Origin of the sequence: uncultured Lacinutrix sp. (genome assembly GCF_947500605.1) — a bacterium.
Taxonomy (GTDB): domain Bacteria; phylum Bacteroidota; class Bacteroidia; order Flavobacteriales; family Flavobacteriaceae; genus Lacinutrix.
Map to the genome: position 1 here is coordinate 139,575 of NZ_CANMSJ010000009.1, position 13,536 is coordinate 153,110.

Annotated in this window: 9 protein-coding genes and 2 tRNA genes; 2 read left to right on the forward strand and 9 right to left on the reverse strand. The window is 32.3% G+C overall.

What is annotated here, in order from left to right:
• Position 1: 1 nt before the first annotated feature.
• The 4 genes from pdhA to porU all read right to left on the reverse strand — a co-directional run bounded on the left by pdhA (position 2) and on the right by porU (position 6,892).
• Positions 2 to 1,003: a pyruvate dehydrogenase (acetyl-transferring) E1 component subunit alpha gene (pdhA, locus tag Q0935_RS12990; protein ID WP_055435269.1), complete on the reverse strand. Its 1,002-nt coding sequence runs from the start codon at positions 1,001 to 1,003 to the stop codon at positions 2 to 4.
• Positions 1,004 to 1,170: 167 nt separating this feature from the next.
• The gene (gene cdd / locus Q0935_RS12995) at positions 1,171 to 1,653 is read right to left on the reverse strand and encodes a cytidine deaminase (RefSeq protein WP_299253057.1); all 483 of its coding nucleotides are present in this window, start codon (positions 1,651 to 1,653) and stop codon (positions 1,171 to 1,173) included.
• An 88-nt stretch (positions 1,654 to 1,741) separates the two neighbouring features.
• Positions 1,742 to 2,986, reverse strand: coding sequence for a type IX secretion system outer membrane channel protein PorV (gene porV / locus Q0935_RS13000; protein WP_299253060.1), 1,245 nt, complete (start codon positions 2,984 to 2,986; stop codon positions 1,742 to 1,744).
• Between the two features lie 33 nt (positions 2,987 to 3,019).
• On the reverse strand, positions 3,020 to 6,892 hold the full coding sequence (gene porU, locus Q0935_RS13005; protein WP_299386918.1) for a type IX secretion system sortase PorU: 3,873 nt from the start codon (positions 6,890 to 6,892) through the stop codon (positions 3,020 to 3,022).
• Between the two features lie 272 nt (positions 6,893 to 7,164).
• Here porU and gldJ point away from each other — a divergent pair, with 272 nt between their 5' ends.
• Positions 7,165 to 8,835, forward strand: a complete 1,671-nt coding sequence (gene gldJ, locus Q0935_RS13010; protein ID WP_299253066.1) for a gliding motility lipoprotein GldJ — start codon at positions 7,165 to 7,167, stop codon at positions 8,833 to 8,835.
• Positions 8,836 to 8,900: 65 nt separating this feature from the next.
• Positions 8,901 to 10,184: a UDP-N-acetylmuramoyl-tripeptide--D-alanyl-D-alanine ligase gene (gene murF, locus Q0935_RS13015; RefSeq protein ID WP_299386921.1), complete on the forward strand. Its 1,284-nt coding sequence runs from the start codon at positions 8,901 to 8,903 to the stop codon at positions 10,182 to 10,184.
• 8 nt (positions 10,185 to 10,192) lie between these two features.
• Here murF and Q0935_RS13020 read toward each other — a convergent pair whose 3' ends face one another.
• The 5 genes from Q0935_RS13020 to Q0935_RS13040 form a co-directional block, all read right to left on the reverse strand.
• Entirely contained in the window at positions 10,193 to 10,996 is an 804-nt protein-coding gene (locus tag Q0935_RS13020; RefSeq protein WP_299253072.1) for an alpha/beta hydrolase, read from the reverse strand.
• A 105-nt stretch (positions 10,997 to 11,101) separates the two neighbouring features.
• Positions 11,102 to 11,176, reverse strand: a tRNA-Val gene (locus tag Q0935_RS13025).
• A gap of 102 nt (positions 11,177 to 11,278) precedes the next feature.
• Positions 11,279 to 11,353, reverse strand: a tRNA-Val gene (locus Q0935_RS13030).
• Positions 11,354 to 11,417: 64 nt separating this feature from the next.
• Positions 11,418 to 12,635 (reverse strand): folylpolyglutamate synthase/dihydrofolate synthase family protein, encoded by a 1,218-nt coding sequence (locus tag Q0935_RS13035; RefSeq protein WP_299386925.1) that lies wholly within the window; start codon positions 12,633 to 12,635, stop codon positions 11,418 to 11,420.
• A gap of 3 nt (positions 12,636 to 12,638) precedes the next feature.
• The gene (locus Q0935_RS13040; protein ID WP_299386929.1) at positions 12,639 to 13,535 is read right to left on the reverse strand and encodes an energy transducer TonB; all 897 of its coding nucleotides are present in this window, start codon (positions 13,533 to 13,535) and stop codon (positions 12,639 to 12,641) included.
• Between the last annotated feature and the right edge of the window lies 1 nt (position 13,536).

Here is a 13,536-nt window from a genome sequence, read left to right on the forward strand (position 1 = left end):
CTTATTTTATTTTGTGATCTATAAAAGGATAATCTTCTTGCTCGTATACCACATCGTACATTAAGCTTTTTTCTGGATACGGAGATTCGTCTGCGAATTTCTCACATTCAGCTACTAATGCTTTAACACGTTTATCGATTACTTTTAAATCGTCTTCGCTAGCATAGTTTTCTTTAAGAATAATATCTTTAACCTGCTTAATAGGATCGATTTTCTTGTATTCTTCAACCTCATCTTTTGTTCTATAATGCTGAGCATCTGACATTGAGTGACCTCTATAACGGTATGTTTTTACTTCTAAGAAAGTTGGACCTCCACCTGATCTTGCACGTGTAATTGCTTCATCAAAAGCTTCTGCAACTTTAATAGGATTCATTCCATCTACTGGTCCAGAAGGCATTTCGTATCCACGCCCTAATTTCCAAATATCTGTATGGTTTGCTGTACGCTCTACACTTGTTCCCATAGCATATCCGTTGTTTTCACAAACAAATACTACTGGCAAGTTCCAAAGCATTGCTAAGTTAAAAGTTTCATGTAAAGAACCTTGTCTTGCAGCTCCATCACCAAAACAGCAAATAGTTACTGCGTTTTGGTCGTGGTATTTGTCTCCAAAAGCCATTCCTGCTCCTAGTGGAATTTGACCTCCAACAATACCATGTCCACCATAAAAACGGTGTTCTTTAGAAAATATATGCATTGAACCACCTAAACCTTGAGAAGTTCCTGTTGCTTTTCCAAATAATTCTGCCATTACACGTTTAGGATCTACTCCCATACCTATAGGCTGAACGTGATTACGATATGCAGTAATCATTTTATCTTTTGTTAAGTCCATTGCATGTAAAGCGCCTGCTAATACTGCTTCTTGGCCATTATACAAATGAAGGAATCCTCTAACTTTTTGTTGGATATAAACTGCAGCAAGTTTGTCTTCAAACTTTCTCCAGAAATACATGTCTTCATACCATTTAAGGTATACTTCTTTAGTTATTTTCTGCATTTTTGGTGTTTCTTTTCTGTAAATTAAAAACCACTTAAAATTGATATTCGTTCAATTAATCAATTTTAAAAAATTGTTTCACTAACAAAAGTAACACTTTGAATTGGTTTACCAAAAGTGAAAATTAACTAATGTTATATGATTTCGAGATTTTTTTTACGAAAACGTTATAGATTTGATGAATCGAAACCGAAAGGTAACAAATTAGATAATGAGTTAGACCTCATAACCTTGCCAATCTCTCCCATAAAATAGATTTCGATAGCACTTTCTTGTTTAGTTTCGTACTCTGCAATAGACTGTCTACAAGCTCCACAAGGTGGAATTGGCGCACTTGTTTTCTGGTTTTGAGACGCTGCAGTAATAGCCATTTTTACAATTTTTGCTTTAGGATACTTAGCTCCTGCATAAAAAATTGCTGTACGCTCTGCGCATAACCCAGAAGGATAAGAAGCATTTTCTTGATTACTACCAGAAATAATTTCGCCATTATCTAGTAATATTGCCGTGCCTACATGAAACCTTGAATAAGGAGCATAAGCATTATCTCTTGCTTCTATTGCATTTTGCATTAAACTTTGAATGTCTTTAGGCGTATCTTCTAAAGTATCGAAAACATAAAGTTTAGATTCTATTATTACTTCTTTCATAAATTTTAATTAAAAAACTACAAATTAATTTAGACAAAAAAACTATTGCTTTGCGCAATAGTTTTTGTTTTTTGAAATATTCTATATTCTAATATTCTGTATATTCTCCTTCTCCAAGATTAAACGTTAAAGAAAAACGTAACGTACTTTCTAATGGACTTTGCACTTGTGATGCTGAAAATAAATAAGATAAGTCTATATTAAGAACATTGTATTTAAAACCCGCTCCTAAAGCAAAGAACTTACGTGCTCCTTTTGTTTCGTGCTCGTTAAAATAACCAGCTCTAAAAGCAAAAGAATCTTGATATAAGTATTCTAAACCGACTGCATAAGTAAACTCTTGCAACTCTTCCTTTCCTCCTCCTGGCGCATCACCAAAAGATTGAAAAATACCTGAAACGAAATCTACATTATTATCTTGACCTTCTATAATAACACGATCATCAACTACCAATCCTAATGTTTCTCCTTCATCTGGTTCGTAAACACCATTACCATTTGTATCCGTAAACTCTCTTTCTACTCCTGTAACTGGAGGAGTTGGAACAAGCAATTTAGAAAATTCCAATGTTGCTCCCAGTTTATTATATTGATCGAAAATAAAATCGAAACCACCACCTAAACGCAATGTTGTTGGTTGAAAGTTTTCTTGTCCGCCTTCGTCGTATTTAAATTTAGGTCCTAAGTTTTGAATTGCAAAACCACCTCTCCAGCGACCATTAAAATCATTATAAGCTTCTTCTTCACTTTGGTAGTAACCTGTAATATCTACACCAAATGTACTTGCGGCTGTAGCATCATTATCTCCAAAATTTAATTTTAAATCTGATCTTAAATAACGCATAGCTACCGCCATACCAAACTGATCACTTAATCTTAGACTATAAGACAAATCTATTGTTAACTCATTAGGAGATTGTAAAAGTGGCGTTGAATTTTCATCTTCAACAAATTCAATATCTCCAAGCGAAAAATATTTAAAACTAGCTGCAAAAGCACTTTGCTCGTTTAACCTATTAAAATAAGTAACGTTTCCTAAAAAAATATCATTAACCAATTTACTTAAGTATGGTGTATAACTAACTCCAACACCTGACTTTGCTGTAGAGAAAACGTATTTAGCAGGATTCCACTGCTGCGAAAATGCATCTGGAGATGTTGCGACTCCCATATCTCCCATTGCTGCAGCTCTTGCATCTGGAGCTATTAAAAGAAAAGGTACTCCTGTTGTTATTACTCTTGTATCTGAATCAGCTATTATTGTTGTTGGATTTTGTGCATTACTATTTAAAGCAAAAATTAACACAATTATTATTAAAATATTCTTTTTCATAAATCAATTTTATTTGGCAAATATAATTTTTTATTATAGGATTACAAGCTTCTCTATTTTTTCTACTGTTTTATTTGTGGCACTAGAATGTACTTTTAATTTATAAATATAGGTTCCTTTTCCTATTTTATCTCCAAAATCGTCTCTTCCATCCCAAATTATATCTCGCGATGTTGAACTTGTAGATTTTGTACCAACTCCTGTTGTTTGACCATTTAATGTTCTAACTATTTTACCAGACACTGTAAATATTTGTACAGATACATCTAAAACCTCTGAACTGTTATGACTAAACCAAAACTCTGTATAATTTACAAATGGATTTGGATAATTAAGTACATTTTCAATTACAAGACTTTCGTCTTCATTAAAAACTCTAAACTGTAACTCTGCAGTAGAAGAATTATTGTAAACATCCCATGCTTTAACTGTTAAAGTATGTAATCCAGGTTCTAAATCTCTAAAAGGATAACTTAAACTCCCTCTTGTATAATCGTCTAACTCGGTTACATAATAATTATTAAGCACGTATGGATTTACTTCGTCTCCATCTAATATAGCAACTATATCATGCCCGATACCACTTGCTGTATTAATTCCATTTTCATCTTGTAATTTCACTAATAAGGTTGGAGACTCGTTTGTTATACCTCCTGAAACGAAGTTTTCGTCATTCATGTATAAGTTTATGTTAGGCCCAAGATTATCTTCAGCTGCATTTTCATTTATACCACCTATTTGCAATACGTTTATATCTCCTCCAGACTCATCACTTACTGAGTTTTCTCTTGAGGCATAAAAACTTATTTTTCCATAACCTACAGGTATTCCAATATCCCTAGGCACAATAAAATCGAATTCAAATTCTCCATTTGTTACAGTAGATTGCCCTCTAAAAATAACTTCTCCTAAGGTTTCATATTGTAGTTTAATTGGTGATCCTGCTTCAGAAGTATTATCGTTTGCTAAAGTTTCTCTTTCTATTAATTTATCGTAAATAGTTGTAACAACTTTACCATTATAATTAGTTAGTAAATTCCCTGAAACATCTGTTACCTCTCCTGCTAACTTGGTATAACTTAAAGCCTCTAAAACTTCTGAATTACCAGCTACAGGCACGTCATTAATTTTTGTTAATCTAACATTAGGCTGTGGAAATGCTAACTTTAATGCTGGATCACCGATATAAAATACCAAATATTTCTGACCAACTCCAGCAATACTATTACTATTTTTTGTTAACCTAAGCGCTTCGGCCATTGAAGGATATTCATGGTCTAAATAAGTATCGGTATCACTATATGAAAACAAATATTCTTCTAGTTTAATATTAAATTCAACTCCCACAGACACAAAAATTTGACGTGTTGTAGATATTAAGGATATTGCTCCTCCGTCTTTATTCCAATATACTAATTCACCTGCTGTAATTCTAAGCGGATTATCGAATCGTGTATACTCACAGGTTACGGTTACAAAACAACTTAATTTACAGTCGTTTCTTAAATCCTGAGCTTCTGGCTTTTGAAAAAACCTCTCGGTTGCCCAACCATCTTCTCCTCCGTGCCCAAAGTAATTAACTACTAATGCTCCATTTTCAATAGCATTTGAAATCGCTGTAGAAACCTCAGGATAGCGGTCTCCACCTGCAGATGCTTCTTGCTGATATGAATCTGCATGAATTTTTATTGCATTTAGAAATGGTTTTTCTGTAGTAATTTCATTGGCAATTTGATCTGTAGTTTCCTGTAGAGTTCTTTCATAAACTTCATCTACATCGTCTGAAATTGCAATAAAATTATTCCTCCAACTACCAAAAGCGGCTTTAGAGTAATAGACCTCGACTTTATCTACCATCTCTTTTGCACGCTCTGGTGAATCTGCAATTATTCTACCTACTGCAATATCTAATCTATCTGAAGTGACCATAGTACCTTCATTTAAATCCATCATACCATAGAAATCATCTGAGACAAATGAATTTGTTAAATTATAACTATCGAAAGCATGCCATGAAGGTGTATTATATGTGTTTGATGACACTCTTGCTTTATAATCGAATGAAGTATCTCCAAAAAGACATAAATATTTTATTCTGTTTTCTGGCGAACTTGCATTATCGTAAACATATCTAACTAAGTTTCTTATTGCTGAGATATCTCTATTCCCAGTATTAAACTCATTATAAATTGAACTTAAAGTAACAACTTTTACATTTAGATTGTTTTTATCTCTATTTAACTGAGCCAAACGGTTAGCTTGACTTAAAAGAGTACTTGGCGTAACAATAATATAATCGACGTCTTGAAAATTACCTTGACTGTCATTAAAAATTGTTCCTTTAATATTTTGGTTTCCAACTGAAGAGTTTCCTAAATTTATTGGTTCGTATAAATTTGAATTTGTAACAGCAATATACTTTTTTAAACTCCCTAAAGCTGATTTAAAACTTAAAGTAGCATCTGAGTTTAACTTATTGGTAATATTATTTTCATCAGTAATATCCCATACTTCTGAAACATTTGAAGCATTAGACATCGTATATAATCCAATTCCAGAATTTTGAGCAGCGTCACGATTAAAAAACTCAAATTGTTCTCCACTAAAACTAAGATCTCTTGTTGCTTCAATAGAAATATAATCAATATAACCAACTGCACTTGGCACGCCTAACTTATCATATTCCACTTTTACTGTAAGATTATCTGAATCTACATTTATATCATTCGCATAATTTGCACTAACACCATAATTATGTCCATCTACTCCGGGAGTTGTAATTGCTGCGACCTCATTATTATTTACACTAACACTCCAATTAGCGGCATTACCAGATGTAGATGCACCATTAAACACAAACTTAACAGGCTCTGTAGTTACAAGGTTTGGAAAATTAAAATCGAAAGTTTTAGTTGTTTCAATATCTAACTTATCTCCAAACCATCTTCTTCCTACATAAGCTAAGCTAAACTCATCTATTTCGTGAAATTGATAATCTTGGAATGTTGTTATAGTAGTTGTAGCATTACCTGTTGGCTCGGCCATATTTTGAATTCTTTTCCCACTACCAAATCCTATATTTATATAATAGTAAGTTATATCTTGATATGGATTGATATTAGTATTAACCAACGGATCGTCTACAATACCTTCTGGACCTACTCCATAAAACAAAACATAATCACTATTATTAAATACTCCATCTTCTTCTCCAACAACTTTAATTGCGTTTTCAATAGGATCTATAGGATAATTGTCATCATTTAAATAAGGAATCATTTGCCCTCCTTTTCCATAGATTCTTATAGCTCTTGGGTCTATGGAATTTGTATTAATCCCTAAGTTATCCATAAAACCTTTAGTTATTTTAAAGACGCCTGTTTTATTTACTCCAAACTTATACCAAGTACCAGAACTTAAAACCGAATTTGATATTGGCGGATTATTACCATTTCTATAAGATAAATTAGAATTCTGATAATTAACAGTAAAAGACGTTACTTTTTGATAAGAATTTCTACCCGTTTTCACTATTGCTGAAACTGTTAAAAAAGCATATTTATCTTCCCTTGCTTGGGCATTTTTTAAACTATATTTAATAGATGAAGGAATAGTTTTTAAATCTAAATCTTTTAATTCTGTTTTAGAAATAGAAGCATATTTAACATTAGTTAAAGTTACACTGCTCTCCTTTATACTAGAATTAGCATCCCATTGCGTTACAAAATTAACTCCATTGTTTAGACTAAAGCTATAATGCTCTATAGGAGTAAAACTAGGCACTTGAATACTATAACCATCTGTACTCATGGTTTTAGCAGCGTTCCATGTTAAATTAAAATTCTTCTGTTGGGAATAGGCTATAGTACAAAGTAGTACTGTAATACCAAATAATATCTTTTTCATTGCTTTAAATAACGTGATTATTTCAATGTTATTATTTCATTTTTAACATTTTTATAACAACAATTCAAAATTACAATAATAAATTAAAAAATAAGACGTTATAATGTCTCAAAACATCGCCTAAAAACAAAAGACCAAATCGATGTATAGTAAATAAATGGGATAAAGCGTATTTATTTTTAAGTTAATTTTACAAAATAGCTTGTAGAGTTAGGTAGAATTATTATATTGCGTCTCCAAAAAAAACTTAATTAGCTCATAAACGTATCAGTATGAAAAAAGTAATTGTATCAAGGATTTTAATGCTATTAGCAGTTTCGATTACCTTGGTTGGCTGTGGTAGATCTGGCGGATCAAACGTAGATAGCGCCACTGGCTGGGAAATTAACGCTAAAGAAGGCGGATTTCAATACAACACAAATTTTAAAGAACAGGAGACACCTCCAGGAACCGTTTTTGTAGAAGGAGGTACTTTTACAATGGGACGTGTTCAGGATGATGTAATGCATGATTGGAACAACACTCCAAACCAGCAACACATTCAGTCTTTCTACATGGATGAAACAGAAGTAACTAATCAAAACTACTTAATGTACTTAGATTGGATCAAGGAAGTTTATCCACCAGAAGATGAAAATTTTAGAAAAATATACGAAGGTGTTGTTCCAGACACTTTAGTATGGAGAAACCGTTTGGGTTATAACGAAGTAATGACTGAGAACTATTTACGTCACCCAGGATATGGACAATATCCAGTAGTTGGTGTAAGTTGGATTCAAGCAGTTGAATATGCAAACTGGAGATCGGATAGAGTTCAGGAAAAAGCTTTACAACAAGAAGGTTACTTAAAACAAGATAGCCAATACGAAGCTACTGCAGATGCTAACTTTAGTACAGATACTTACATTAATGCACCAACTCAAACCTTTGGTGGTAATGAAGATATTTTAAGAGGAGGAAAATTAAAACCTCAATTAGATGCTAACGGTGAAGAAATTAACGTTTATGCTTCAAGACAAACAGGTATTATTTCTCCTAAGTACAGACTTCCTACAGAAACTGAATGGGAATATGCTGCTTTAGGTTTATCTGAAATTAGAAGTTATAATGTTTATAGAGGTCGTAAAAAATATCCTTGGGATGGACAATACACTCGTTCAGGGACACGTAAAATTAAAGGAGATCAATTAGCAAACTTTAAGCAAGGTAAAGGTGATTATGGTGGAATTGCAGGATGGTCTGACGATGGTGCAGATATTACTGCACAAGTAAAATCTTATGCTCCTAACGATTTCGGTTTATACGACATGGCAGGAAACGTTGCAGAATGGGTTGCTGATGTTTACAGACCTATTGTTGATGATGAGTTTAACGATTTCAACTACTATAGAGGAAACGTTTATACTAAAAACGCTATTACTGAAGAAGGAACAGTAAAAATTGTAACTACAGATGAGATTGTTTTTGATACACTTCCAAACGGAAAAGTAATCGCAAGAGATTTACCAGGTGAAATTGCTCAAGTTCCTGTTGATGAAGATGAAACTTATTTAAGAACAAACTTCGATAGAAGTGATAACCGTAACTTTAGAGATGGTGACAGACGTTCTTCTCGTGGATATGCTGATTTTGATGAAGCAGAAGGAGAAGGAGAAAAGGATGCTCTAACAAGTAAAATGTACAACTCACCTAAACACTCTACAGAGGTTGATTCTTCTGGAAACATGATTAGAGAATGGGATAAGAGTAGTAAAAGGACATCTTTAATTAACGACGAAGCTCGTGTATTTAAAGGAGGATCTTGGAAAGATAGAGAATACTGGTTAGATCCAGCACAAAGACGCTACTTCCCACAAAATATGGCTACAGACTATATTGGGTTTAGATGTGCAATGTCTAGAGTAGGTTCTAAATCTAAATCTAAAAACAAAACTAAAAACTAATATTAGTTTTAAATAATATTAAAAGTCCTAACGTTTAGTTAGGACTTTTTTTATACTTTTATTTTATGAAAACAGAACAACTACACGCCCTATTTTTAGATTGTACAGGTATCTCAACAGACACGAGAAAAGTATCTAAAAACAATATGTTTTTTGCCCTAAAAGGTGATAATTTTAATGGTAATACCTTCGCTCTAAAAGCAATAGATTTAGGAGCTAATTATGTTATAATAGATGAAATTGAGCATAAAACATCTGATAAAACTATTTTAGTTGACAATGTACTAGAAGCATTACAAGCACTAGCTTCTTACCATAGAAATTTTCTAAACATACCTATAATTGCTTTAACAGGAAGTAATGGTAAAACAACCACCAAAGAATTAATAAACGTAGTACTCTCTAAAAAGTATAAAACAACAGCAACAATAGGGAACCTAAATAACCATATTGGAGTACCTTTAACATTACTTTCAATGACCAATGAAACAGAGATTGGTATTGTTGAAATGGGAGCAAATCACTTAAAAGAAATTGATTTCCTTTGCAACATAGCAAAACCAGATTATGGATACATTACTAACTTTGGGAAAGCCCATTTAGAAGGTTTTGGAAGTGCACAAGGTGTAATTAATGGCAAAAGTGAACTCTACGACTATTTAACTAAGAATACTAAGCACATCTTTTTAAATGCAGACGATCCCATTCAAAAAGAAAAACTAAACACTTATTTTAAAAAGTTTGGTTTTTCTGAAACAGATTCTAACTATTTTAAAATAGAATTTATTGAAGCGAATCCATTTGTTTCTTTTAAAATAGAAGACTTTACAATTAACTCTCAACTTATTGGAAAATATAATTTCACAAACCTATGTGCTGCATCAATAATTGGAAAATATTTTAATGTAGAATTAAATGAAATTAAAGAAGCATTAGAAGGCTACACTCCTACCAACAATAGATCACAAATAATACAAAAAGGAACAAATAAAATTATTCTAGACGCCTATAATGCAAATCCAACAAGCATGAAAGCAGCATTAGAAAATTTTAGTGCTTTAAAAGATGATACTAAAATAGCTTTTTTAGGAGACATGTTTGAGTTAGGAACAGATGCAATACAAGAACATCAGGCAATTTTAGACTTATCTACGAGCTTAAATATCGAAGCTGTCTATTTAGTTGGAGAAAACTTTTTTAAATCTGAAAACAAATCTGATAAAGCAATACAATTTATCTCTTTTGAAACTTTAAAAGAAAAACTAAACACCTTAGAAATAAAAAACACAACACTATTAATTAAAGGCTCAAGAGGAATGGCTTTAGAAAGAATATTAGACTTAGTATAAAGGAGAACTTAAATACTATCTAAAAATGCTTTAAATGCACTTCTATAACCTTCAAAACCTTTTGTAGATTCCCATAATACACGAGAACCATGAATACCTTCTTTGGTGGGTTTGTAATGCGTAAGCTTTTCTGTTTTCATTTTACTCACTAAAGAACTTAAGTCTTTTGTTTCATCTAATGATGCAGTAACGAAAGTAGGCTTATCTAAATCTTTAATTTCAGTTTGAATATTCATTTCTTTATAATATTCTCCTGGGCTAAAAGCTGCAATTGCTTTAACCTTGTCGTTATTTTCCCCTATTAACATAGCTAATGTAGCAGAATAAGAACTCCCAACAATTAACAATTGAGTATTATCATTTGCATTATACACATAATCTATAGCAGCAATAATATCTTGCTTACCATTAATATATTCTGTCTCTAAGTTTTTTGACTTAGCCAACTTAGCAGTTTCATTAATAACATCATTTACTCCGTCTCCAGAACGTTGATCTATTGCCATAACAGAATAACCATAGCTATTTAAAAGTAAAGCAGTGTCTTTATATTCTCCACGACTAAAACCTGCTTGATGGCATAGTAAAATAGTAATTGGGTTTTTATCTACTTTATAAACATCTGCAGTAATAGTTAAACCATCTAAAGATGGAAATGTTACAGTTTCCTTTGTCATTTCTTTTGTATTCTTATTGTTAATCAAATCTATATTATCTTGTTTAGCAGAGGTATTATTTACAATCTTATTCTTATCGCTTTTACAAGATGAGATTATAAATATAAGAGCTAATAATGTAATAAACTTTTTCATTGTTAAATTTTAAAATAAAGGTATAAAAATAGTTTCTAAAAACAGAATTGGTTAGAAACAAAAAAAAATCTCAATGATTTATCATTGAGATTTTTTAAATTTAAGTGGGCGACAAGGGATTCGAACCCCTGACCCCTTGGGTGTAAACCAAGTGCTCTGAACCAACTGAGCTAGTCGCCCGATTTATTCGGTGCGCAAATATACAAGAGATTTTAAAACTACCAAAGAAAAAAACAAAAAAAAATTCCTGATGAAGTTTTCATCAGGAATTTTAAATTTAAGTGGGCGACAAGGGATTCGAACCCCTGACCCCTTGGGTGTAAACCAAGTGCTCTGAACCAACTGAGCTAGTCGCCCGATATATTCGGTGCGCAAATATACAAGAGATTTTAGAACTACAAAGCATTTTTAAAAAAAACTTTTAAATAATTTCTGCCACAACAAAAGTACTTCCTCCAATGTAAATTACATCTTCAGGATTTGCATTTTTTAAAGCCATTTTATATGCTTCATTTACAGAATTATACGATTCTGAAACTAAACTATTATCATTAAAGTACTGCTTAAGAATATTAACGTCTAGCCCTCTAGAAATATTTGGTTTAGATAAATAATATTTTGCATTATTGGGTAAAAGGTCAATAATTGAATCTAAATCTTTATCATTTACTACTCCAAAGACAATATGTAAGTTATTATATTCTTCATTTTGGAGTTGATTCATTACAATTTTTAAACCTTCTCTATTATGAGCTGTATCGCAAATAACTTTTGGATTATGTTTTAATACTTGCCATCTACCAAGTAATCCTGTATTATGTACGACATTTAATAGCCCCTTTTCGATGTCTTGAGGTAAAATATTAAAGCCTTTTAATTGTATTTCATTAATTGTACTAACAACAGCTTTAATATTTTTATCCTGATAGTCCCCTTTTAAATCACTTTTATAATTTATTGTTTGGGTTTTATCAGCAAAAATAATTTTAGCATCAATGTTATCTGCTATTTCAGTAAAAATATCCTTAGTTTCAACTTGCGTCTCCCCAATAACAACAGGAATGTTATGCTTAATAATTCCTCCTTTTTCCTTCGCAATGGATTTAAGAGTGTTACCAAGGAAATGTGTATGATCTAATCCTATGTTTGTGATTACAGAAACTTCTGGTGTTATAATGTTTGTAGAATCTAACCTACCACCTAAACCTACTTCAATTATAGCTATATCAACTTTCTGATTAGCAAAATATTCGAAAGCTAAACCAACTGTCATCTCGAAAAACGATAAAGAATTCTTTTCGAAAAAGGATTTGTTTTCCTTTATGAACTGAATTACATACTCCTCACTAATTTCTTTACCATTAATCTTGATACGTTCTCTATAATCTTTTAAATGTGGAGAGGTATATAAACCTACTTTGTATCCTACTTCTTGAAGAATAGAAGCTAACATGTGACTTGTAGAACCTTTACCATTGGTTCCCGCTACATGTATCGATTTGAATTGATTTTCTGGATTATTAAGATGTTTTGCTAATAAAATAGTATTGCTTAAATCTACTTTATAAGCGCTTTTTCCTTGATTTTGATACATTGGAAGTTGAGAAAACATCCAGTTAATAGTATCTTGATATGTCATTTTTTATTGTCCTAATTTAAAGTCTATACTCACAAAACCTATTTGTCTTGTAGGTGCTTTTGAATCTGCCGGCCATTTACCAGATTCTGCAATTTTTTTAGCTGCTTTATAAAGACAAGGTGCAGAATTTTCTGTTCCTTTAGCTGGTCTTACTTTAACTACACGACCACTTCTATCAACTTCTATTTCAACAACAACTAACCCTTCTTCATTACAATCTTGTAAGACTTTGGTGAAATCTCCCGAACCACGTCCTTTAAGACCTGACCCTACTCCTCCATTACCTTTACCTCCACCAAAGTAACTTGGCGCATAAGGATTACCATCTAGTTGTCCTTTATCTCCTGCTGTATCATCGTTACCCTCACTACCACTTGATTCTCCTTCGGAATTATTCATTCCTCCCATCATAGCATCTATTTCTGCTTTTTTCTTAGCCTCTTCAGCTTTCTTTTTTGCTTCAGCATCTGCTTTAGCTTTAGCTTTTTTTGCAGCTGCTTCTTTAGCCTTAGCATCTGCTTCTGCCTTAGCCTTTTTTGCTGCTTCAGCTTTTTTTATAGCTATTGCTTCTTCTGTATCTTGAGTTAAAACATCTTCTTTCATTTCTTCTGAAGCTGATGCTTCATTAGTATGATCTGTTTGCTCCTCAGCTTTATTCGGCTCCGATTGCGCTTCATGATGTTGTTTATTTATATTTAAATCTTCTGATTTTACAGGTTTATCGGGTTGCACGTTACCGCTTCCAACAGCTGAATTACCAAAATTTACCGCAACTCCATATTCCTCTGGTGGATCTTGATAATCCTGCCCAACTACAAAGCACAACAAGATTAAGATAACTACTATTAACGCTGTTATCTTAGCTGAATTTTGTTCGTGTTTTGTTTTTAAATATTTCATT